This window comes from Eubacterium ramulus (assembly GCF_045002895.1).
In the GTDB taxonomy this organism is placed as follows: domain Bacteria; phylum Bacillota; class Clostridia; order Lachnospirales; family Lachnospiraceae; genus Eubacterium_I; species Eubacterium_I ramulus.
Map to the genome: position 1 here is coordinate 170,179 of NZ_CP173382.1, position 22,861 is coordinate 193,039.

Genomic DNA, 22,861 nt, shown 5'->3' on the forward strand with positions numbered 1-22,861 from the left:
AAAGGTGCTAGACTAACCCTTAACATCGTCATAAGAGTATTACACAATATGGAAGCGATGATATTTTTTAAAAGAGGGAATGAGCATGACATTTGTACAATTAAAATATATATTGACCATTGCGGAAACAAAATCATTAAATAAGGCAGCAGAGCAGTTGTATGTTTCACAGCCATCGCTGACCAATGCATTAAAAGAACTGGAAAAAGAAGTAGGAATTACCATTTTCTTCCGTACCGGACGTGGTGTGACATTGACGAATGATGGTGTGGAATTTCTGACGTATGCCCGGGAACTTTACCGGGAGTATGAACAGCTGCTGCAGCGTTATGGAGAGGGCGGTTCTTATAAAAAGAAATTTGCGGTATCCACCCAGCACTATTCTTTTGCAGTAAAGGCATTTGTTGATGTGGCGAAAAAACTGGATATGTCAAAATATGAACTGGCAATCCGCGAGACAAAGACAATGGAAGTTATTCAGGAAGTAAGCACTATGAAAAGTGAAATCGGTGTGTTGTATCTGAGTGAATTTAACCGGAAATCTATGGAAAAACTGTTTAAATCAGCAAATCTGGAGTTTCATCCATTGATTTCCTGCAAAGCCTATGTATATTTATGGAAAGGACATCCGTTGGCAGATGAACCATTTTTGACAATGGAGCAATTGGAAAAATATCCCTGCCTGTCTTTTGAGCAGGGCGATAACAGTTCTTTTTATCTGGCGGAGGAATTGCTTCCTACCAATGAATACGGTCAGATCATTCATGCAAATGACCGTGCAACTATGCTGAATCTGATGATTGGACTGAATGGATATACGCTGTGTTCCGGTCTGATCTGTGAAGAATTAAACGGCAGTGATTATCGTGCAGTACCGTTTCGGAATGATGGACAGTTTGACGATTCGCAGGAAGAAAATCAGATGGAGATTGGGTATGTGACCAGAAAAAATCTGATTTTGAGCAAACTTGGTCAGGAATATGTAACAGCACTGCGACAGTACCTGGAATAATTTTAAGCTACTTCAAACCAGTTATAGCCAAAAGCTATAGCTGGCTATTTTTTTTGTGTATTAGACAGCCCCTATTTGATGTGATAGTATCAATGACATGCAAAACCTATTAAATGAGTATGAATAATAGGAGATATAAAAACGGGAGGAAAAACAAATGACAGATGTTCTGATCATCGGAAGTGGACCGGCGGGTATGAGCGCAGCGATTTATGCAAAACGGGCAAATCTGAATGTACTGATCGTGGAAAAAGAATATGAAGGAACCGGTCAGATGGCAGAGAGCAGCCGCATTGACAACTATCCCGGTTTTTACGGAATCAACGGTTATGAATTAGGGGAAAAGATCCGGGAACATGCTGAAGCACTTGGAATCAAATTTTTGGAAGCCGAAGTGACCGGTATTCAGAAAACGGAAGAAAGCTTTGACATCACATTGGAAAGCGGTGAAGTACAAAGCAGCAAAACAGTGATCTACACTGCGGGAGCCGCTCATCGGAAACTTGCAGTTCCGGGAAGTGAGAAATTCGAAAACAGAGGAATTTCCTACTGTGCATCCTGTGATGGAGCCTTTTATCACGGCAAAGATGTAGCAGTGATCGGTGGAGGCAACAGTGCACTGGATGATGCGTTACTGCTTTCAGAAATCTGTAACAAAGTATATCTGATCCACCGCAGAGCAGAATTTCGTGGGGATGCATCCACACTTGCAAAACTGGAGCAGAAAGAAAATGTGGAGATTATCCGAAATGCGAAGGTGCAGGAGATCACCGGTAATGGAAAAGCAGAAATCCTTCTGTTGGATACGGGAACTGCATTGAATATCCAGGGCGTTTTCGTGGCGATCGGAATGATCCCACAGACAGAAGCAGTCAAAAACCTGGTGGCATTGGATGAGAGTGGTTACATCAAAGCCGGCGAAGACGGAGTGACATCGGTTCCGGGATTTTTCGTGGCAGGTGATGTGAGAACAAAAGAACTCAGACAGATCATCACAGCGGCAGCAGACGGCGCAAATGCAGCGAATTCAGCAATACAATATATCATCAGAAAGTAAAAATAACCCAGTCCGAATATAGGGTGGAGAAATAGAAAGGAAACAACCGTATGGTAAACGAACTGACGAGAGAAAATTTTGACAAAGCAATAAAAGAACACAGCATCGCCGTTGTAGAATTCTATTCTGCAACCTGTAAGCACTGTAAGAAGCTGGAGGCAGGCATTACGGAACTTTCCGAGGAAGCAGGAAATGAAGTATACTTCGGAAAAGTATTGATTCCGGATCAGCTGTCTCTGGCAGAGGAATATGAGATTAGTTCCGTACCGACATTGCTGTATTTTAAGGACGGAGAAATCAGAGAAAAATCCGTAGGATTTACACACAAATTAATCATTGCGGAGAATATTAAGAAGTTATAGACCGAACTGATTTGAACGCAGAATAAGCATTCCCCCGCTTCAAGTGCGTAGAGCACTAAGCGGTGGGTAAGGGGGATGCTTATGTCAGTGTGAGTTAAAAACTCCCACTGACAGGTCGCAAAGCGACTGCGTTCATGAGCAAGTAGCGAAAGCGGATTGCGAATGTCCGCTTTACTAAAAGAATTCAGATAAGAACAGGAGACAACATCATGGGATATCCAAGTATTTTTCCAACAGGAACATTAATTTATGATAAAGACAAAACATTCAACGGCTACACCGTTTTTCCATCCGCAAAAGGAGCACTTCTCATCGACATGAACGGCCGTGAAGTTCAGCTCTGGGCAGGACTTGGCGGATTTCCGAATAAAATACTTCCGGGCGGATATGTAATGGGAACCACAGGAACCAGACCCGGTAAAAAAGCATATCAGGATCAGATCGATCTGGTGCAGGTAGACTGGGACGGCAACATTGTATGGAAGTTTGATAAAACAGAGCTGATCGCGGACGGCGACAAAGATCCGGTTTATATGGCCAGACAGCATCATGATTTCCAGCGAGAAGGATCTACCGTCGGATATTATTATCCGGGCGGGGAGCCGAAGACAGACAGTGGAAATACATTGATCCTGACACATGAAAATTTATACAATCATGACATTTCCGATAAACGGCTGATCGATGACAAGATCATTGAGGTAGACTGGGAAGGAAACATTTTATGGAGCTGGCGGGCGAGTGATCATTTTGAGCAGCTTGGATTTGACGAGGCAGCAAAAAACGCACTGTTCCGTAATCCATGCCTGCAGGGCGAAGCCGGTGGCGACTGGATGCACATCAACAGCATGTCTGTGTTAGGCGAGAACAAATGGTACGATCAGGGAGATGAGCGTTTCCATCCGGACAACGTCATCATCGATGCACGTAACTCCAACATTCTTGCCATCATCAGCAAAGAGACAGGCGATATTGTATGGCGTGTGGGACCGGATTTCAACGAGAGTGAAGCAACCAAAAAACTTGGTTGGATCATCGGACAGCATCATTTACATATGATTCCGAAAGGACTTCCGGGCGAAGGCGATCTGCTTGTATTTGATAACGGTGGCGAAGGCGGTTACGGAACCCCGAATCCTGGTGCACTGACTGGTGTTAACAACGCGAGAAGAGATTATTCCAGAGTGTTACAGTTCAATCCGGTCACACTGGAGATCACCTGGCAGTACACACCATTGGAAGCAGGCAACCTGTTATTCACAGATGCATCCAAATTTTACAGCTCTTATATCAGTAGTGCACAGAGACTGCCAAACGGAAATACACTGATCACAGAGGGATCTGACGGACGCCTGATCGAGGTGACACCGGATCACGAGATCGTATGGGAGTACATCAATCCGTATTTCAATACCATTCTCGGTCAGTTCACCAACAACATGGTATATCGCGCTTATCGTGTACCGTATGAGTGGATTCCACAGGTGAAAAAACCGGAAGAAATTTCCGTGGAGCCAATCGATGTAGAAACCTTCCGTGTACCGGGATCCTTGGTAGGAAACGGACTTGGAAAAGTGACAACCATTGCTGGTGTAGATCCGAATGCCCGTCTGATGACAGGCGGTGGAGCGTCCGAGGGTGAGGACGAGGAAATAAACTTCTGCGTCGCAACCGTAAAGAAAAGTGATCTGATCAAGAAATAGGAGCGTTACCTGTTTTACGAAGAAAGAAATAAGGTAGAAACAATAGATAAGCAATGCAGACAGGGATCGAAAGAAATCTGCCTGCAGAACAGAGAAGAGTTGAAAAAGTAGAATTCCGTGGAAAGGGAGTGAAGAAAAATGAGAAGCAAAAAAATTACTGCTGCAGTTTTAGGTATCGTTCTTACATTAGGTCTGGTGGTCAGCGGTTGTGGAAACAGTGGCACATCATCTGATGGAAGTGCGAAAGCAGAGACAAAAAAAGACGGTTATCAAGTAGTCAACATTGGTTTTCCAAGTGCCGGCTATCAGTGGGCAGAAGGTGCACTGGCAGTGGCAGAGGAAAAAGGATATCTGGATGAATATCTGAATCCACTGGGTTACGATGCAGACCTGATTCCGTTTACAGGAGCAGCACCGGCGATTCATGAGGCGTTAGTATCCGGAGATTTGGATTACGCATATTATGCGGGGTTTGCAGGTATCATGGCAAAATCAAACGGCATTGATACGAAGCTGCTGAGCGTGACAAGCTTTGGTTCGGTATGGCAGCTGGCAGTCAGCACAGATTCCGGTATCACATCCTTGCAGGATTTAAAGGGAAAAACCATTTCCTATCAGCGTGGCGCAACACCGCAGATGTATGTTTTAAAAGTGTTGCAGGAAGCAGGGCTGACTGCCGATGACGTACAGCTTGTCAACAGCACGATCCCGGAAGGATTGTCCAGTCTTTCTACCGGAGCAGTAGATGCGGCAGTGGTTACATACGGACAGGCAGACAGCCTGGTGGAACAGGGAAAAGCAACCATTTTACATAAAGGTGTAGAGGCAGATCCGGATACGTTCTATGAGCCAAATGTCCTGACTGGAAGAAGTGATTATATCAGTGCAAATTCGGATGTGACGGTAGCAATCATCAAAGCAATGCTGAAAGCATCCAATGATATCATATCCGATCCGGAGGCATTTTATGAGCTGTCTGCCGAGAAGAGTGGAAGAACCTTAGAGCAGGTGAAATCCGTAGCAGTATCTGATGTACAGCTTGGTTATTCCATCAGTCTGGATGATCGCTATGTATCTTCTTTGAAAAACATTGAACAGTTTGAACTTGACAATGGTATCATCACCAATCAGGTAGATTTTGATTCCTGGATTGATTCCTCCTATCTGGAAAAAGCAGTGCAGGAGTATCAGGAAAGCGCACAGTAAGGAGGCTACGTGAGCATGTACAAAGGAAATAACGTATTTATACAAAAACTGCTGATTTTCATCAACATGATCATATTGCCGGTTATCATTGTGCTGGCGTGGCATTTTGCCACATCCACCGGAGCAATGTCCACACTGATCCTGCCCAAGATCAGTACCGTCCTTGAAACTTTAAAAGAGCAGCTTGGAAACGGTACACTGACAGGAGATATTGGAATCAGTTTGAGCCGTATTGCAAAAGGATATGCACTGGCAGTGGTGGTAGGTATCCTGCTTGGCGTGCTCATGGGAATGAATAAATTTGCAAACCGCTTTTTTATGCTGACATTTACCGCAATCCGTCAGATTCCGATGATCGCATGGGTTCCGATCCTGATCATCTGGTTTGGTATCGGTGAGGAATCCAAAGTAGCCGTTATCTTTCTGGCAGCATATTTTCCGGTTCTGGTCAACACCGTCAGCGGTATTGAGCGCACGGATCCAAAGCTCATCGAAGTTGGAAAAATGTATCATCTGAACTGCTGGCAGCAGTTTACAAAAATCTATCTGCCATCTGCACTTCCGTCCATTTTCGTCGGATTAAAATTGGGGCTGAGTGTATCCTGGATGGCAGTGGTCGGTGCAGAGATGATCGCAGCCACATCCGGTATCGGTTTTCGTATCAACGATGCACGAAGCCTGATGCAGTATCCGGTTGTATTTGCCGGAATCATTGCCATCGCAGTCGTCGGTGTGATCATGGATCTGGCCATTTCACTGATTGGAAAATTATGCACACCTTGGGAAAAAGGCAGGTAAGCACAAATGGGAAAGACATTATCAATTCAGAACGTAAATAAAAGTTTTACTGTCGATGGACAGAAAGTGGATGTATTAAAAGATATTAACCTGGAGGTTCAGAAAGGTGAATTTATTGCCATTGTCGGTCACAGTGGTTGTGGAAAAAGTACCCTGTTAAAAATCATTGCCGGACTTGAAAAAAACGACACGGGTCTGGTAACTGTGGATGGAAAAGAAGTCAACGGACCAGGCATGGATCGTGGCATGATTTTTCAGGAACACCGCCTGTTTCCGTGGATGAGCATTGAGAAAAATGTACAGCTTGGATTAAAGGGATTGAGCAAGGAAGAAAAAACAAAACTTTCGGATCAATATCTGGAGCTTGTAAAATTGAGTGAATTCAAAAAAGCATATCCAAGTCAGCTTTCCGGTGGTATGTCACAGCGTGCAGCCATTGCCAGATCGTTGGTGAGTCAGCCGGAGGTTCTGCTGCTGGATGAACCATTCGGAGCACTGGATGCACTGACCAAGATTGAGTTACAGGAAGAATTACTGAAAATCCGGGAACGGTTTCATAACACCATGCTCATGGTTACACACGATATAGAAGAGGCAGTATATCTGGCTGACCGTATTGTGGTTATGTCTGCAAGACCGGGACGCATTAAAGATGTCATCAAAGTAGAACTTGGAACATACCGTGACCGTGGTGGCAGTGACTTTGCCCACTACAAAAAGAAAATCTTTGATTATTTCTTCGAAGAGAAAACCGTGGTACCGGAGTATAACATTTAAATATAATGATGCCAGGGGCAAAAGCATGAAACCACGATGTGCTTGCACAGGAGTGGTTTCATGCTTTTGCTTCTTGCATATTCATAGGAAAAAAGATACGATGTAACTATGCTATTTTTTATAAATAAAGATTTTTTAAGGAAATGTGGAGAGAAAAATGGAGCAGGAAAGAAAACGAGCAGATGATATTGTAAAAAAACTGATAGACACACATACAACGATTTCCACCATGGAGAGTTGTACTTCCGGTCTGATCGCATCCATGATCACAGACACCGAAGGTGCATCTGCGATTTTTCCGGGAGGATACGTTACTTATCTGAATGAAACAAAGATTCTGAACGGTGTGGATGCAAACGTGATTGAAAAATATGGTGTGTATTCCAGGGAATGTGCGAATGCCATGGCAGAAACTGCACAGAAAAAACTGCACACAGACATTGCCATCGGTATCACCGGAACGACCGGGAATGTGGATCCGAACAATGCGGACAGTGTACAGGGACAGGTATATTTCTGTATCCGGATGGGGAAGGAAAATCATACATATGAACTGGAGACTGTTGTGTCAGAAATGAACCGTCATGAGATTAAGCAGATGTATGCAGATTATGTATTTGAAAAATTGGAATTGTTGTTGAAAAAAGAATGATTTTTGCGGCTTGCTATTTGAACGCAGAATAAGCAATCCCCCACTTCAAGTGTGTAGAGCACTAAGCGGTGGGTAAGGGGGATGCTTACGTCAGTGGGAGTTAAAAGCTCCCACTGACAGGTCGCAAAGCGACTGCGTTCATGAGCAAGTAGCGAAAGCGGATTGCGAATGTCCGTTTTACTCATGTCGGCTTTCTGGTGATCACATGGGCAATATAGAAACTGGCTTTTGTAAAAAAAGTATAAATTCCGGCAAAGCGGTTGAGCTGAAATTGAGTTTACGGTAAAATATTTTGTTAGAATGGATAACTGTTTCTGTGAGAATCTTTCATCAAAACAGGTAATCAGTGATGATTTTTTTGCAGAACGGTTTTGCATGAAAAACGGAAAGATAGAGCTGGAAAGAAGGAAAGAAATGTCAAAATTTAGTGTTAAGAAACCGTACACAGTGTTCGTTGCGGTGGTAATCTGTCTGATTCTGGGGGTAGTAAGTTTTACCAGGATGTCGACAGATCTGCTGCCGGAATTTTCTTTGCCGTATGTGGTAGTAGTAACGACTTATCCGGGAGCATCTCCGGACAAGGTGGAAAGTACTGTGACGGAACCTCTGGAATCCGGTCTTGGAACAGTCAATGGTGTGGAGAATGTCACCAGTACCTCTAATGAGAATTACTGTACGGTTATGCTGGAATTTGCAGAGGAGACGAACATGGATAGTGCCATGGTCAAACTGTCCAATGCACTGGATCTGATCACATTGCCGGATGGTGCCGGTAAACCGATGATCATGGAAGTATCCATGGACATGATGCCGGTGATTTATGCCAGCGTGGATTACGAAGGAAAAGATATCTACGAGCTTAGTGATTTTGTGGAAAATACGGTTGTGCCGACGATGGAACGCCAGAATGGTGTAGCAAGTGTCAATACCACAGGTGCGATTGAAAAAACAGTAGAAATCCGGTTGAACCAGGAAAAAATCGATGCAGTGAATGACCGGCTGGCGGGCTATGTGGATGAACAGCTGGCAGATGCAAAAGCGCAGATTGATGATGCAAAGAGTCAGTTGAACAGCGCAAAATCCCAGCTGGAGAGTTCACAAAAAGCGTTGCAGGATCAGCAGAGTTCTACTGCCAGTGAACTGGCGCAGACCAGCAAAGCGGTGGATGCAGCCGTAGCGACACAGTCTGCATATAATGCACAGTTAGCAGGGCTTCAGGCATCCAAACTGGCACTGGAAACAGAGAAAAAAGCGTATACCGATGCCGGGATTGAGGCACAGTATGAGCAGATCAACAAAAGCTTTGCGTCTGTTCGAGATATGGCATCCGGTTATGGCATGGATGCTTCTGCCTATCCGGCAGATATTTCGGATGCTTTGAAAAGTCCAAAGAAACTGGAAGCTCTGACTGCATTTATGAAACAGATCGGTCAGTCGGATGCAGCAGCATCACTGACCACGGATAACCTGAAACAACTGGATCAGATCGTGAATACCCGGCTGCCGCAGATTGATACAGAACTTGCCAATCTGGCTGTTGAGATCCAGGCGGCACAGGCGATTGCGGATCAGGTGAATGAACAGGTCAAAGCAGCTACAGATAATTACGAAGCACTGGAATCCGGCAAGATTTCAGCTGCGGTTGGTTTCAGTACCGGCGCGGCACAGATTGCGGATGGTCAGGCGGCCCTCAGCAACAGTGAAGAACAGCTGGCGGATGCTCAGTCTTCCTATGAGCAGGGAAGAGATACGGCACTGAAAAACGCAAATCTGGATACACTGCTGAGTCTGGATACCTTATCCCAACTGCTGGCAGCGCAGAATTTTGCAATGCCGGCAGGCTATATTTATCAGGGAGAGGATCAGTATCTGCTGAAAGTCGGTGATGAGTACGCTTCTGATGGAGAACTGGAATCCTCGGTATTATGCAATATCGATGGAATCGGAGATATCCGGGTGTCTGATGTGGCAGATGTGACCTGGATCGATAATTCCGGAGATGCTTATGCAAAAGTAAATGGACGGGATGGAATCGTTCTTTCTATTTCAAAATCCAGTACAGCGGGAACTGCGGATGTATCGGATACCTGTGGCGCAGCTATCCGTCAGCTGGAACAGGATTATGACGGACTGCATATTACAAGCCTGATGGATCAGGGCGATTATATCGATCTGATCGTGAATAATGTACTGTCTAATCTGATCATGGGTGCAGTGCTGGCAATTATTGTGCTTGCAATTTTTCTGCGTTCCGTCAAACCGACGATTGTGGTCGCTTTCAGCATTCCGCTGAGTGTTCTGGTGGCAATCGTACTGATGTACTTCAGTGGTGTGACACTGAATCTGATCTCATTGTCCGGACTGGCTCTTGGAATCGGTATGCTGGTGGATAACTCCATTGTTGTGATCGAAAATATTTACCGTCTGCGTGGATTGGGCGTATCATCTGCGAGAGCGGCGGTCATGGGAGCAAAACAGGTGGCTGGTGCCATTGCATCTTCTACATTGACGACCATCTGTGTATTTTTACCGATTATCTTTGTGAATGGTATGGTGCGGGAACTGTTTGTGGATCTGGCACTGACCATTGCATATAGCCTGGTCGCGAGTCTTCTGATTGCGCTGACTGTAGTTCCGGCGATGAGTTCTACCATGTTGCGTAATACGGAGCCGAAACCGCAAAAATTGCTGGATAAAGTGTTGAAGGTATATGAAACAGCGCTTCGTTTCTGTCTGCGGAAAAAATTTGTACCACTGCTGATTGCAGTTGGACTGTTGGCAGGCTGTGCATACAAGGCAGTAAATACCGGAATGATCCTGTTTCCGACGATGGGCGGTGATCAGATGTCCGTGACACTGGAAGCAGATGAAACATTAACCGATGAGGAGACCTTTGCACTGGCAGATCAGGCAATGGAGAAAATGACATCCATTGATGGTGTGACTTACGTCGGTATGATCTCCGGTTCCTCCAGTGCTTCCGGCAACGCATCTTCCATGATGATGAGCAGCGGCGGTACACATAATCTGAATGTGTTTATATTATTGGATGAAGACACAGCCAAGGATAACGGCCCGGTGGCAAAACAGCTGGAAAAAATCTGCAAAGAGCTGAAGTTCAAGGATTACAGTGTTTCGACTTCGAATATGGACCTGTCTTCTTATATGGCAAGCGGTCTGACTGTGAATATCTATGGAAGCGATACAGACAAGTTGCTGGAGATCAGCAATGATGTCATGGACATGGTCTCTGATGTGAAAGGATTTACCAAAGTTTCCAATGGACAGGAGAGCGGTGATAAGACGATCCAGCTCACCATTGACAAGGAGAAAGCTATGGAACAGGGGCTGACAGTGGCGCAGATCTATCAGGAGCTGGCAGGCAGTCTCACGACAGAAAAGACAGCAACGACACTGACGATGGATGGTAAGCAGTATGATGTGAAAATTGTAAACGAGAATGATACTGTAGATGTGGATGCTCTGATGGATTACGAGTTTTCCGTAGACAAACAGAAAGCAGATGGCACGACAGAGACAGAAATCCATAAACTCAGTGAGTTTGCAACTATGCAGGAAGGTGTCGGTCTTGCTTCTATAAAAAGAGAAAATCAGAAAACATATATCAGTGTGACTGCGGAAACAGAAGACGGATATAATACTACTTTATTATCCCGCACGCTTCAGGATAAATTGGATGGTTATGAACTGCCGGATGGTTATACCCTTGAGATTGCCGGCGAAAGTACGGAAGTGATGAATGCCATGAGTGATATTTTCCTGATGATCGGTCTGGCCATTGCTTTTATCTATCTGATCATGGTGGCGCAGTTCCAGAGTCTGCTGTCTCCGTTTATCGTAATCTTTACGATTCCGCTGGCTTTTACCGGCGGTCTGCTTGGACTGTTTATCGGAAGACAGGAGATCTCATTGACAGCCATGATGGGATTTTTGATGCTGGCGGGTGTTGTCGTAAACAATGGTATCGTATTTGTGGATTACGCTAATCAGCTGCGGCTTGCCGGTATGGAAAAACAGGAGGCACTAGTGGAGACCGGAAGAACCCGTATGCGCCCGATCCTGATGACCATGTTGACAACGGTACTGGCAATGTGTACCATGGTATTCAGTACAGATGCCGCAGCAGAGATGAGTCGCGGGATGGCTATTGTTGTGATCGGCGGTCTGCTGTATGCAACATTGATGACCTTGTTCGTAGTACCGGTACTTTATGATATTCTGTTCCGCAGGGAAGTGAAAACAGTAGAGATCGGTGACGAAGAATTACTGGATGAAAAATGATAAGCAAAATTGTTTAAAAAAATAAAACAAGATATCAGAATGCTTCTGTATCTTTTACAGAAAGAAGGAATTGGTTTGGGAAAAGAAGCAAAAACAAATGCTATGCGTATGCTGGATAAAAAGAAAATTGCATACGAAGCACTGACCTATGAAGTGGATACCTTTATTGATGGAATGCATTGCGCAGAGCTCACCGGTGCACCGGTGGATGCTTCTTACAAGACGCTGGTCATGCAGGGAAAAAGCAAACAATACTATGTGTTTGTAATTCCGATTGCGTGTGAGGTGGATCTGAAAAAGGCGGCGCGCTCCGTGGGTGAAAAATCTGTGGAAATGATCCATGTGAAAGATATCACAAAAATTACCGGATATGTCCGGGGCGGATGTTCACCGCTTGGTATGAAAAAAATGTTTCCGACGGTGATTGACGAGAGTGCGAAAAATTTTGCAGAAATCTATGTGAGCGGCGGTCGCATCGGTCTTACTTTAAAAATGAAACCACAGGATCTGGTTGCTGTGACAAATGCGCAGCTGGTTGATATTCAGGCAGAATAAATTGCCGGAAATAATCATTTGTTTAAAAAATCTGAGTGTACATTAGACTGGAAGGAGTACAAAATGTCTGATTTATTTCAAAAAATCAAAAAAGAGTCTATGATCACATCCATCATCTGTATTGTGTTTGGTGTGATGTTCTGCATCTGGCCGGGAACCATTCTGGTGACGTTGTGCCGCATTGCCGGTTTGGTGTTGCTGGCAGCAGGAATCGTTCTGTTGGTTCAGGGAATTCGGATTCGGGAAATGCTGGGCCGGTCCGTGCGTATGCTTCCGGCTGTCGTATGCGTGGTCATTGGTATCTGGATCCTTGCACGTCCGGGTGTATTCGTATCATTGATCCCGATTTTGATCGGTGTGATGCTGGCATATCACGGATTTAAAGATCTGGTGTTCTGTCTCGAAGTGAAGAAAGCAAGCAGCCCGCGTTGGTGGATCGGACTTCTGGTGGCAATCGCAACCATTATTATCGGTGTGATCCTGATGCTGCATACCTGGCTGGCATTGGAAATCGGTATGATGGCAGTCGGACTTATCCTGATCTATGATGGCATCAGCGGACTATGGCTGAATGGCCGTGCCGGAAGAGCCTATAAAAGCTGCCATAACCCGGAAGATGATATCATTGACGTAGATTATAAGGAAGAAGATTAGGCACTATGCGGAGAATGGAATTTAAAATGGAGCGGACAGGTCTGCTGGAAGTGGGAGATGTCCTTCCGGTAACCGAGAGCAAACTGCCAAATTCGTGGTATTATACACTGGGAAAAGCCTATGCCATGTCTGCCAACTACGAATTTCGTGAGCGGTTAAAAACACGGGAAGGTACTGTCGTGGAAGTCAAAGAGACACCCAAAGGCTACTACGTGATCGTGGAGTTTGACGAGTAGATACAGAGTAAAAAAATTGACACAAGATAAGTAAAAGAGGAATCATTATGTCTGTTGTGGCCACAAGTGTATTTTTGTTGTTCGCTTTGATCGTGCTGGGATTTATATTAGGAAAAAGAAATATCATTCATAAAGAAAGTATACCGGACTTGTCTGCATTGGTATTGCAGGTTACTATGCCGGTCACTGTTTTTTGCTCGATCATTGATCAGGAACGTTCACAGCTGGTATCTTATGGCGTACAGACATTTCTTTTTATTATTCTTTTGCATTTGTGTGCTTTGTTGGTGGGTCTGATTCTGATTCATGCGGTAAAGGTGCAGGATCTGGATCAGGGCGTCTGGATCTACAGTATGCTGTTTTCAAATAATGGATTTATGGGCATTCCGCTGGCATTGTCCGTATTTGGCGGCAAAGGCATGTTTTTGATGGCTCTTGGCAATGTGGTAGGAAATTTTCTGATCTTCTCTGTGGGAGTTAAACTTCTGACCTGGAAATATCCGATGAAAGAGAAGCTGAATATCCGGAAAATGATATGGAACAATATCAATATAGCTGTATTGCTTGGGCTGGTAGTTTGTATCCTGCAGATTCCTGTTCCGGATGTGTTGGGACAGCTGCTGGCGTATCTGTCCAATATTACCAGTGGATTATCCATGCTGGTGGTGGGGCTGTCTATCTCAAGGCTTCCGGTGAAAGCAGTTTTTCAGGATTGGAAAATGCTGTTTCTGACGCTGACCAGACTGCTGATATTTCCATTGCTTATGATAGGATTTCTGCGACTGCTTCCGATAAATCTGGACGAGACATTGAAAAATGTGCTGATTCTGACGGCAGCATTGCCGGTTTCTTCCGCGCAGTCCATGATTACGGAACAATATGGCACCAATACGGCAGCGGCGGGGCGATCGGTGTTTATGACAACGTTGTTTAGTGTGATCACGGTTCCTCTTATCATGATGATCGCATTTGCGTGAAACAATGCGGAAGAAAAAATATGTCTGTCGAAAGAAAAAAAAGTAGATTTCTTTCCACGGAGGTTGTATAATGAAATCTGTATGTAAATTTATCGCTGCTTGGAAATGTTATTCCCTAAAAAGGAAAAGAGAAAGACCGGGCTGCGAAAACACCATGATATCAGTAGAATAAAACCCCGCACTGGGGATAAAAAATAAACACAGGAGGAAGAAACAATGGCAGTAAAATATGTATTTGTTACCGGCGGAGTAGTATCCGGACTTGGAAAGGGAATCACTGCCGCATCACTTGGACGTCTGCTGAAAGCACGCGGCTACAAAGTGACCATGCAGAAATTTGACCCTTATATCAATATTGACCCGGGAACTATGAACCCGATTCAGCATGGGGAGGTCTTCGTAACAGAAGATGGTGCTGAGACAGATCTGGATCTGGGACACTATGAGCGTTTTATCGATGAAAATCTGAGCAAGAGCTCAAATGTGACAACCGGAAAGGTGTACTGGTCCGTATTACAGAAAGAGCGCCGCGGTGATTATGGCGGAGGAACTGTGCAGGTAATCCCGCACATCACAAATGAGATCAAGAGCCGTTTCTTCCGTGATTTTACAACAGAAGAGACACAGATCGCTATTATTGAAGTGGGTGGAACTGTTGGTGATATCGAAAGTCAGCCGTTCCTGGAGGCAATCCGTCAGTTCCAGCATGAAGTGGGACACGATAATGCAATCCTGATCCATGTTACACTGATTCCATATCTGTCTGCTTCCGGAGAATTGAAGACAAAACCTACCCAGGCAAGCGTAAAAGAACTTCAGGGAATGGGTATCCAGCCAGATATTATCGTATGCCGTACCGAGCATGAACTGGACCGCCAGATCCGTGACAAGATTGCATTGTTCTGTAATGTACCGAAGAAATGTGTGCTGCAGAACCTGGATGTAGAATACTTATATGAAGCACCGCTTGCAATGGAAAAAGAAAATCTTGCCCAGGTTGCATGTGAATGCCTGAAACTGGATTGTCCGGAACCGGATCTGACAGACTGGATCGATATGGTACAGGCACTGCGTAATCCGAATAAAGAAGTAGAAATTGCACTGGTTGGAAAATATATCCAGCTTCATGATGCATATATCTCTGTTGTAGAGGCTTTAAAACATGGTGGAATCTTCCAGCATGCTACTGTAAATATCAAATGGGTTGATTCTGAGGAATTGAACGAGGACAACGTAGCAGAAGTGCTTGGTGATGTACAGGGAATTCTTGTTCCGGGTGGATTCGGTGACCGTGGAATCGACGGCAAGATCACAGCTATCAAATATGCACGTGAAAATAATGTACCGTTCCTTGGCCTCTGCCTTGGTATGCAGCTTTCCATCGTTGAGTATGCACGTCATATCTGTGGTCTGGAAGATGCACACAGTATTGAGCTGGATCCGAACACAACAGCGCCGGTTATCGCTCTGATGCCGGATCAGAATGGTGTGGAGGATATCGGAGGTACCCTGCGTCTCGGTTCATATCCTTGTGTACTTGCCAAAGACAGCAAAGCCTATGAGTTATACGGCACAGAGACGATCCATGAGCGTCATCGTCACCGGTATGAGGTAAATAATGATTACCGTGCAATCCTGACAGAGAATGGCATGAAACTCAGCGGACTTTCTCCGGATGGAAGAATCATCGAGATGATCGAGATTCCGGCTCATCCGTGGTTTGTGGCTACCCAGGCACATCCGGAATTGAAATCCAGACCGAATCGTCCACATCCGTTATTCAAAGGATTTGTGGAGGCAGCCATCGAATACAAAAATAAATAATAAAACGAACAGGAAAAGAAGAAATCCTGTGATTAAAAATCAAAAGAACCCTCGGATGAAACAGAAATATCCGGGGGTTCTTTTATAAAGATTTTATAAAAATCAGGAAAAGTTCACGATTAGATTATTGATTTCTATACAAAATAACCATATAATAAAACAATGCAGATTGAGTTCGGAATGAAATGAGTTTCAGAATGGCTGGATCTGACATAGGGGAAACCAAGAGAAAGGATTGTGTGTCGTTACAGTCAGTGAAGGGGAAAGCGAAGAATAGGTTGACTGCTGTGATACACAGGAATGAGAGATTAGTATGGACGAAAACAGAGGAAACAACAGGGGCGGCAATAACAATAATGGACGCAGGAACGGACAGAATATGCTCTGGTTCGTGATCGCAACCGTTGTAGTGCTGTTGCTTGTTACAATGATTACCAATGGAATAGGAAGCCTTACCAATCAGGAGATCACATACAGCGAATTCCAGAAGATGGTCAAGAATAATCAGGTAAAAAGTGTTGTCATCACAAATAGTGAGATTCAGATCCAGCCGGTAGAGGACAAAAAGAGCCTGTATCAGGTGACCTATTATACGGTTAATCTGAAAGATGACCGTATGTATGAAATGCTGGATCAGTACAATGTAGATTATACCGGAAAGAACCAGACTACATCCGCATGGATTTATCAGATTCTTAGCTTTGTAATCCCGATCGCCATCGTGTGGATCCTGCTTGGTGCTGCCATGAAACGGATGGGCGGCGGAGGCGGCGTCATGGGTGTCGGCAAGAGCAATGCCAAGATGTATGTGGAGAAATCTACCGGTGTTACCTTTAAGGATGTAGCCGGACAGGATGAGGCAAAAGAATCTTTGCAGGAAGTGGTAGATTTCCTGCATAATCCACAGAAATATACTGCCATCGGTGCGAAGCTTCCGAAAGGAGCCTTATTAGTAGGCCCTCCGGGAACGGGTAAGACGTTACTGGCAAAAGCGGTTGCAGGTGAGGCAGGAGTACCGTTTTTCTCACTGGCAGGTTCTGACTTTGTAGAAATGTTTGTCGGTGTGGGTGCATCCCGCGTGCGTGATCTGTTCAAAGAAGCACAGAAACAGGCACCGTGTATTATTTTTATTGATGAGATCGACGCCATCGGAAAAAGCCGTGACAGCCATTATGGCGGCGGAAACGACGAGCGTGAACAGACATTGAACCAGCTGCTGGCAGAGATGGATGGTTTTGACACATCCAAAGGACTTCTGATCCTGGCAGCAACCAACCGTCCGGAAGTTCTGGATAAAGCATTATTGAGACCGGGACGTTTTGACCGTCGTATTATCGTAGACAAACCGGATCTGAAAGGCCGTGTGGAGACTCTGCGTGTACATTCCAAAGATGTCAAGATGGATGATTCCGTTGATTTGGATGCAATCGCACTTGCAACCGCAGGCTGCGTGGGATCTGATCTTGCAAATATGATCAACGAGGCTGCTATCAATGCAGTTAAGAACGGCAGACAGTATGTGACACAGGCAGATCTGTTCGAATCCGTAGAGGTAGTCATCGCGGGTAAAGAGAAAAAAGACCGTATCATGGGACCGAAAGAGAAAAGACTGGTGGCGTACCATGAAGTTGGTCATGCACTGGTTACAGCATTACAGAAAGATGCAGAGCCGGTACAGAAGATCACAATCGTACCGCGTACCATGGGATCTCTGGGTTACACTCTGCAGATGCCGGAGGAAGAGAAATATCTGGAGACCAAAGCTGAGCTGGAAGCACGTCTGGTTACTTATATGGGAGGTCGTGCCGCAGAGGAGATCATGTGCGATTCTGTGACAACCGGTGCATCCAATGATATCGAGATGGCTACCAGAATTGCCCGTGCCATGGTTACCCAGTTTGGTATGTCAGAAGAATTTGGTCTGATGGGCGTAGAATCTGTGGAGAACAGATATCTGGACGGACGTGCAGTGACAAATTGTGGTGACGATACCATTGCCAAAGTCGATGAGGTTGTAAAAGTAATGCTGCAGAAAGCATACGATACAGCAAAAGAGATGTTGCTGACTCACCGCGATGTGCTGGAACGTATTGCAGGGTATCTGTATGAACATGAAACCATCACAGGTAAAGAGTTTATGGATATCTTCAATGAGATGGCAGAAGCGAAACAGCCAATCGATGTAGACGCAGAAGATGTTACCGTACAGACAGAGGTACAGACTGCTGAGCTGTCAGAGAATGAGACAGAACTTTCCGGAAATGAGCCGGTTGCACCGGAAGAAGCTTTTGAAGAATAAGAAAGCACGGAGCAATCCGTATAATCAAGACAGAAACGGTCAGAGTGGAGAAGTAATTTTCTGCCCTGACCGTTTGGGGATTTCAAGAGGATTACGAAACATATATGGGAACAGAAAAACTATTTGACATTCGGGAGGAACTGAAGAAGCTTCCGGACCATCCGGGAGTTTATATTATGCATGACGACCGAGATGCAATTATTTATATCGGAAAGGCCATCAGCCTGAAAAACCGGGTGCGGCAGTATTTTCAGACCAGCCGGAACAAGGGACCAAAGATTGAAAAAATGGTGACGCATATTGATCATTTTGAATATATCCTGACAGATTCTGAACTGGAAGCACTGGTGCTGGAGTGTAACCTGATCAAAGAACACCGGCCCAAATATAATACGATGCTGAAAGATGACAAGACGTATCCGTATATCAAGGTGACTCTTGGGGAAGCCTATCCGCGGGTGCTGTTTTCCAGACAGATGAAGAAGGACAAATCAAAATATTATGGTCCCTATACCAGTGCCGGAGCTGTGAAAGATACCATTGAACTGGTGCAGAAGCTGTTTCAGATCCGTACCTGTAACCGGACACTGCCGCGGGATATCGGAAAAGAACGTCCATGTCTGAATTATCACATCCATCAGTGTCAGGCTCCCTGCCAGGGATATATTTCCAAAGAGGATTATCGGACACAGATCCGCAGTGCAATGGAATTGTTAAACGGAAATTTTAATCCTGTGATCCGGGATCTGGAGGAAAAGATGCAGGCGGCTTCCGAGGCACTGGAGTTTGAAAAAGCCATGGAGTTCCGGGATCTGCTGACCAGTGTGCGTCAGGTGGCGCAGAAGCAGAAAATCACAAGTTTTGACGGAGAAGATCGTGATATACTGGCTCTTGCCATGGATGATCGTGATGCGGTAGTGCAGGTATTTTTTGTCCGGGAGGGAAGGCTGATCGGACGGGAACATTTTCATGTTACTATCGGAGCAGAGGATACGAAGAAAGAAGTGCTGTCTACTTTTATCAGTCAGTATTATGCGGGAACTCCGTTTGTCCCAAAGGAGATCATGCTCCCTATGGAAATCGAAGATGCAGATGTAGTGGCACAGTGGCTGTCTGCAAAACGAGGACAGAAAGTATATATCCGTGTGCCTAAAAAGGGACAGCGGGAAAAATTGGTGGAACTTGCCGAACAGAATGCCGTCATGGTGCTGACACAGGATAAGGAAAAAATCCGTCGGGAGGAAGGACGTACCATCGGAGCTGTCAAAGAAATTGCAGATCTGCTGGAGATCGGTTATGTCAAGCGGATGGAAGCGTATGATATTTCCAATACCAACGGTTTTGAATCCGTAGGTTCCATGGTGGTTTACGAACGGGGAAAACCCTGCAGGAGTGATTACCGCAAGTTCAAGTTAAAAACGGTGACGGGACCGGACGATTATGCTTCCATGCGGGAAGTGCTGACCCGCCGGTTTACGCATGGAATGGAGGAGCGGGTGCAGAACCGGCAAAAAGATCTGGCCCCGGAGTATGGCAGCTTTACAAAGTTTCCGGATCTGATCCTGATGGATGGTGGAAAGGGGCAGGTCAATATTGCACTGGAAGTGCTGGATGAACTGAAACTGGCGATTCCGGTGTGCGGTATGGTAAAGGATGATCATCATAGAACCAGAGGATTGTATTTTAATAATGAGGAAATTCCCATTGACCGGCATTCCGAAGGTTTCCGGCTGATCACCCGGATCCAGGACGAGGCACATCGGTTTGCTATCGAGTATCATCGTTCCCTGCGCAGCAAACAGCAGGTTCATTCTGTGCTGGATGATATCCCGAATATCGGCCAGACCAGGAGAAAAGCACTGATGCGTCAGTTCCAGTCTTTGGAGAAAATCCGGGAGGCAACGGTGGAACAGCTGCGGGAAGTAGACGGGATGAATGAGAAAGCGGCACGGTCCGTATACGAGTTCTTCCATAAGCAGTAAAAACGTGCTATACTGTAGCTGTTTAAAAAAATAATGTACGTTCGGAGTCTTTTCCATCAAGGATTCTGCGTGTACATATTACAGAAATGGAGAAAAGATAATGCAGGGAGTCAGTGTACAACAGTTAGCAGAGAGAATGAAATTTAAATGCTTCACCCCGTGTGTGGATATGTCAAAACGAATGATCGTTTCTTCTGAAATCAACCGTCCGGCTTTGGAGCTGGCAGGCTATTTTGAACATTTTGCAGAAGAACGGATTCAGATTATCGGTATGGTGGAATATTCTTATCTGGAAAGTCTGGAAGATGAGGTGCGGACAGAGCGTTACCGCAAGCTTCTTGGATTTAACGTGCCATGTGTCATTATGTGCAGGGACTATGAGCCGGATGAAGAAGTGTTGCGTATCGCTGGTGAGCGTGGTATCCCAATCCTTGGATCTCCGGATGCGACATCCAATGTGGCAGCGGAAGCAATCTATTTTCTGACCGGCAAGCTGGCACCGTGCATTTCCATTCATGGTGTACTGGTAGATATCTACGGTGAAGGTGTATTGATCATGGGTGAGAGCGGTATTGGAAAGAGTGAGGCTGCGCTGGAACTGATCCGTCGGGGACATCGTCTTGTTACAGATGATGTGGTGGAAATCCGTAAGATCAACAACAATACGCTTATTGGTACCTCGCCGGATATCACCCGTTACTTTATTGAACTGCGTGGTATCGGGATCATTGATGTAAAGACACTGTTCGGTGTAGAATGTGTCAAAGAGCAGCAGACTATTGATCTTGTCATCAAACTGGAAGACTGGAAGAAGGATAAGGAATATGACCGTCTGGGACTGGAGGAAGAATATGCAGAAATTTTGGGCAATAATATTGTCTGCCATTCCATCCCAATCCGTCCGGGACGAAATCTGGCTGTTATCTGTGAGGCGGCAGCAGCAAACCACCGGCAGAAGAAAATGGGTTATAACGCAGCGAAAGAGTTGTATCGCAGAGTAGAAAATAATCTGAGGAATGGAAATTCCACAGAAATTTAATAAATTGAGGAGAATGAATATTATGGAACGTAAAAACGCATGGAAAAAGTATACAGAAGAAGAGAAAGCAGCCGTATTCGCTTATGGCGATGAATACCGTCAGTTTATTTCTGACTGTAAGACAGAGCGCGAGTGCGTGACAGAATTAAAGAAACGTGCAATAGCAGCCGGTTTTCAGGATATGGAAGCAGTGATCGCAAAAGGAATCACGTTGAAAGCCGGTGACCGCGTATTTGCAGATAACAAAGGGAAAAGTTTTGCCATGTATATCATCGGTCAGAAACCAATGGAAGATGGCATGAATATCCTCGGCGCACATATCGATTCCCCGCGTCTGGATCTGAAACAGAATCCGTTGTATGAGGATACGGATATGGCATTGCTTGATACGCATTATTATGGTGGTGTCAAGAAATATCAGTGGGTGACACTTCCACTGGCTATGCACGGTGTCATTGCGAAAAAAGATGGTTCTGTGGTAACTATCAACATCGGTGAAAAACCGGAAGATCCGGTTTTTGGTGTCAGCGATCTTCTGATCCATCTGTCTGCTGATCAGTTGGAGAAAAAGGCCGCAAAAGTGATCGAGGGCGAGGCACTGGATATTCTTGTCGGCAGCATGCCGTTAGAGGCCAAAACAGAGGAAGAGAAGAAAACAAAAGAACTGGTACAGGCAAATGTTCTGAAAATTTTAAAAGATGCTTACGGTGTGGAGGAAGAAGATTTCCTGTCCGCTGAAATCGAGATTGTTCCGGCCGGACCGGCTAGAGATTACGGTTTTGACCGCAGTATGATCATGGGTTACGGACATGACGACCGTGTATGTGCATATCCTTCTTTCTCAGCAATCGTTGAGATGGAAAAACCGGAGCGCACCAGCGTATGCCTTCTGGTGGATAAAGAAGAAATCGGTAGTGTGGGAGCAACCGGTATGGAGTCCCGTTTCTTTGAAAACATGACAGCAGAAGTAATGAATGCCTGCGGTGATTACAATGAATTAAAATTGCGTCGTGCCCTGCAGAATTCCAAAGTGCTTTCTTCTGATGTAAGTGCTGCTTTTGATCCGAATTACCCAGGGGTTATGGAGAAGAAAAATGCAGCATATTTTGGACGGGGACTTGTATTCAATAAATACACCGGTTCCAGAGGAAAATCAGGTTCTAATGATGCCGGAGCAGAATATGTGGCAGAAATCCGCAGAATCATGGATGATAATCAGGTATATTTCCAGACGGCAGAACTTGGTAAAGTAGACCAGGGAGGCGGCGGAACCATCGCTTATATCCTTGGAAATTATAATATGCAGGTTATCGACAGCGGCGTTGCAGTGCTGAATATGCATGCACCGTGGGAGATCATCAGTAAAGCAGATCTGTATGAAGCAAAATGCGGATATAAAGCATTTTTGAAGGATGCATAATAGAGT

18 protein-coding genes are annotated in these 22,861 nt (G+C 45.2%); all 18 read left to right on the forward strand.

Annotated elements, in window-relative coordinates:
• Positions 1-85: 85 nt before the first annotated feature.
• The 18 genes from ACIRUQ_RS00930 (at position 86) to ACIRUQ_RS01015 (ending at position 22,855) form a co-directional block, all read left to right on the forward strand.
• On the forward strand, positions 86-1,012 hold the full coding sequence (locus ACIRUQ_RS00930; RefSeq protein ID WP_055290396.1) for a LysR family transcriptional regulator: 927 nt from the start codon (positions 86-88) through the stop codon (positions 1,010-1,012).
• Between the two features lie 157 nt (positions 1,013-1,169).
• Positions 1,170-2,069 carry an NAD(P)/FAD-dependent oxidoreductase gene (locus ACIRUQ_RS00935; protein WP_055290395.1) on the forward strand — a complete coding sequence of 300 codons (900 nt, stop codon included), beginning with the start codon at positions 1,170-1,172 and terminating at the stop codon, positions 2,067-2,069.
• A gap of 50 nt (positions 2,070-2,119) precedes the next feature.
• Positions 2,120-2,431 (forward strand): co-chaperone YbbN, encoded by a 312-nt coding sequence (locus tag ACIRUQ_RS00940; RefSeq protein ID WP_022035754.1) that lies wholly within the window; start codon positions 2,120-2,122, stop codon positions 2,429-2,431.
• A 209-nt stretch (positions 2,432-2,640) separates the two neighbouring features.
• The gene (locus tag ACIRUQ_RS00945) at positions 2,641-4,134 is read left to right on the forward strand and encodes an aryl-sulfate sulfotransferase (RefSeq protein ID WP_055290394.1); all 1,494 of its coding nucleotides are present in this window, start codon (positions 2,641-2,643) and stop codon (positions 4,132-4,134) included.
• Between the two features lie 138 nt (positions 4,135-4,272).
• The gene (locus tag ACIRUQ_RS00950) at positions 4,273-5,340 is read left to right on the forward strand and encodes an ABC transporter substrate-binding protein (RefSeq protein WP_055290393.1); all 1,068 of its coding nucleotides are present in this window, start codon (positions 4,273-4,275) and stop codon (positions 5,338-5,340) included.
• 15 nt (positions 5,341-5,355) lie between these two features.
• Positions 5,356-6,138, forward strand: a complete 783-nt coding sequence (locus ACIRUQ_RS00955; protein ID WP_070103970.1) for an ABC transporter permease — start codon at positions 5,356-5,358, stop codon at positions 6,136-6,138.
• Between the two features lie 6 nt (positions 6,139-6,144).
• On the forward strand, positions 6,145-6,915 hold the full coding sequence (locus ACIRUQ_RS00960) for an ABC transporter ATP-binding protein (protein WP_055290392.1): 771 nt from the start codon (positions 6,145-6,147) through the stop codon (positions 6,913-6,915).
• A gap of 157 nt (positions 6,916-7,072) precedes the next feature.
• The gene (locus tag ACIRUQ_RS00965; protein ID WP_021737510.1) at positions 7,073-7,567 is read left to right on the forward strand and encodes a CinA family protein; all 495 of its coding nucleotides are present in this window, start codon (positions 7,073-7,075) and stop codon (positions 7,565-7,567) included.
• Positions 7,568-7,981: 414 nt separating this feature from the next.
• Positions 7,982-11,869 carry an efflux RND transporter permease subunit gene (locus ACIRUQ_RS00970; protein ID WP_055290427.1) on the forward strand — a complete coding sequence of 1,296 codons (3,888 nt, stop codon included), beginning with the start codon at positions 7,982-7,984 and terminating at the stop codon, positions 11,867-11,869.
• 39 nt (positions 11,870-11,908) lie between these two features.
• The gene (gene ybaK, locus ACIRUQ_RS00975) at positions 11,909-12,424 is read left to right on the forward strand and encodes a Cys-tRNA(Pro) deacylase (protein ID WP_021737508.1); all 516 of its coding nucleotides are present in this window, start codon (positions 11,909-11,911) and stop codon (positions 12,422-12,424) included.
• A 63-nt stretch (positions 12,425-12,487) separates the two neighbouring features.
• Entirely contained in the window at positions 12,488-13,078 is a 591-nt protein-coding gene (locus tag ACIRUQ_RS00980) for an HdeD family acid-resistance protein (protein WP_055290391.1), read from the forward strand.
• 14 nt (positions 13,079-13,092) lie between these two features.
• Complete coding sequence (locus ACIRUQ_RS00985) at positions 13,093-13,314, forward strand: hypothetical protein (protein WP_021737506.1); 222 nt, start codon at positions 13,093-13,095, stop codon at positions 13,312-13,314.
• 47 nt (positions 13,315-13,361) lie between these two features.
• Entirely contained in the window at positions 13,362-14,291 is a 930-nt protein-coding gene (locus ACIRUQ_RS00990) for an AEC family transporter (RefSeq protein WP_055290390.1), read from the forward strand.
• Between the two features lie 216 nt (positions 14,292-14,507).
• Complete coding sequence (locus ACIRUQ_RS00995) at positions 14,508-16,115, forward strand: CTP synthase (protein WP_021737504.1); 1,608 nt, start codon at positions 14,508-14,510, stop codon at positions 16,113-16,115.
• Positions 16,116-16,428: 313 nt separating this feature from the next.
• Positions 16,429-18,414, forward strand: a complete 1,986-nt coding sequence (ftsH, locus tag ACIRUQ_RS01000; protein WP_055290389.1) for an ATP-dependent zinc metalloprotease FtsH — start codon at positions 16,429-16,431, stop codon at positions 18,412-18,414.
• Positions 18,415-18,518: 104 nt separating this feature from the next.
• A complete protein-coding gene (gene uvrC, locus ACIRUQ_RS01005) occupies positions 18,519-20,396 on the forward strand; it encodes an excinuclease ABC subunit UvrC (RefSeq protein ID WP_022035764.1) in 1,878 nt (625 codons plus the stop codon).
• A gap of 100 nt (positions 20,397-20,496) precedes the next feature.
• Complete coding sequence (gene hprK / locus ACIRUQ_RS01010; RefSeq protein ID WP_021737500.1) at positions 20,497-21,435, forward strand: HPr(Ser) kinase/phosphatase; 939 nt, start codon at positions 20,497-20,499, stop codon at positions 21,433-21,435.
• Between the two features lie 13 nt (positions 21,436-21,448).
• Positions 21,449-22,855 (forward strand): aminopeptidase, encoded by a 1,407-nt coding sequence (locus ACIRUQ_RS01015; RefSeq protein ID WP_055290388.1) that lies wholly within the window; start codon positions 21,449-21,451, stop codon positions 22,853-22,855.
• Positions 22,856-22,861 lie beyond the last annotated feature (6 nt).

Coding starts and splice junctions, on each gene's coding strand:
- hprK (WP_021737500.1), top strand. CDS start 20,497: ATGCAGGGAGTCAGTGTACAACAGTTAGCAGAGAGAATGAAATTTAAA.
- ACIRUQ_RS01015 (WP_055290388.1), top strand. CDS start 21,449: ATGAATATTATGGAACGTAAAAACGCATGGAAAAAGTATACAGAAGAA.
- ACIRUQ_RS00930 (WP_055290396.1), top strand. CDS start 86: ATGACATTTGTACAATTAAAATATATATTGACCATTGCGGAAACAAAA.
- ftsH (WP_055290389.1), top strand. CDS start 16,429: ATGGACGAAAACAGAGGAAACAACAGGGGCGGCAATAACAATAATGGA.
- ACIRUQ_RS00960 (WP_055290392.1), top strand. CDS start 6,145: ATGGGAAAGACATTATCAATTCAGAACGTAAATAAAAGTTTTACTGTC.
- ACIRUQ_RS00945 (WP_055290394.1), top strand. CDS start 2,641: ATGGGATATCCAAGTATTTTTCCAACAGGAACATTAATTTATGATAAA.
- uvrC (WP_022035764.1), top strand. CDS start 18,519: ATGGGAACAGAAAAACTATTTGACATTCGGGAGGAACTGAAGAAGCTT.
- ACIRUQ_RS00990 (WP_055290390.1), top strand. CDS start 13,362: ATGTCTGTTGTGGCCACAAGTGTATTTTTGTTGTTCGCTTTGATCGTG.
- ACIRUQ_RS00935 (WP_055290395.1), top strand. CDS start 1,170: ATGACAGATGTTCTGATCATCGGAAGTGGACCGGCGGGTATGAGCGCA.
- ACIRUQ_RS00940 (WP_022035754.1), top strand. CDS start 2,120: ATGGTAAACGAACTGACGAGAGAAAATTTTGACAAAGCAATAAAAGAA.
- ACIRUQ_RS00970 (WP_055290427.1), top strand. CDS start 7,982: ATGTCAAAATTTAGTGTTAAGAAACCGTACACAGTGTTCGTTGCGGTG.
- ACIRUQ_RS00995 (WP_021737504.1), top strand. CDS start 14,508: ATGGCAGTAAAATATGTATTTGTTACCGGCGGAGTAGTATCCGGACTT.
- ybaK (WP_021737508.1), top strand. CDS start 11,909: ATGCTTCTGTATCTTTTACAGAAAGAAGGAATTGGTTTGGGAAAAGAA.
- ACIRUQ_RS00965 (WP_021737510.1), top strand. CDS start 7,073: ATGGAGCAGGAAAGAAAACGAGCAGATGATATTGTAAAAAAACTGATA.
- ACIRUQ_RS00950 (WP_055290393.1), top strand. CDS start 4,273: ATGAGAAGCAAAAAAATTACTGCTGCAGTTTTAGGTATCGTTCTTACA.
- ACIRUQ_RS00980 (WP_055290391.1), top strand. CDS start 12,488: ATGTCTGATTTATTTCAAAAAATCAAAAAAGAGTCTATGATCACATCC.
- ACIRUQ_RS00955 (WP_070103970.1), top strand. CDS start 5,356: ATGTACAAAGGAAATAACGTATTTATACAAAAACTGCTGATTTTCATC.
- ACIRUQ_RS00985 (WP_021737506.1), top strand. CDS start 13,093: ATGGAATTTAAAATGGAGCGGACAGGTCTGCTGGAAGTGGGAGATGTC.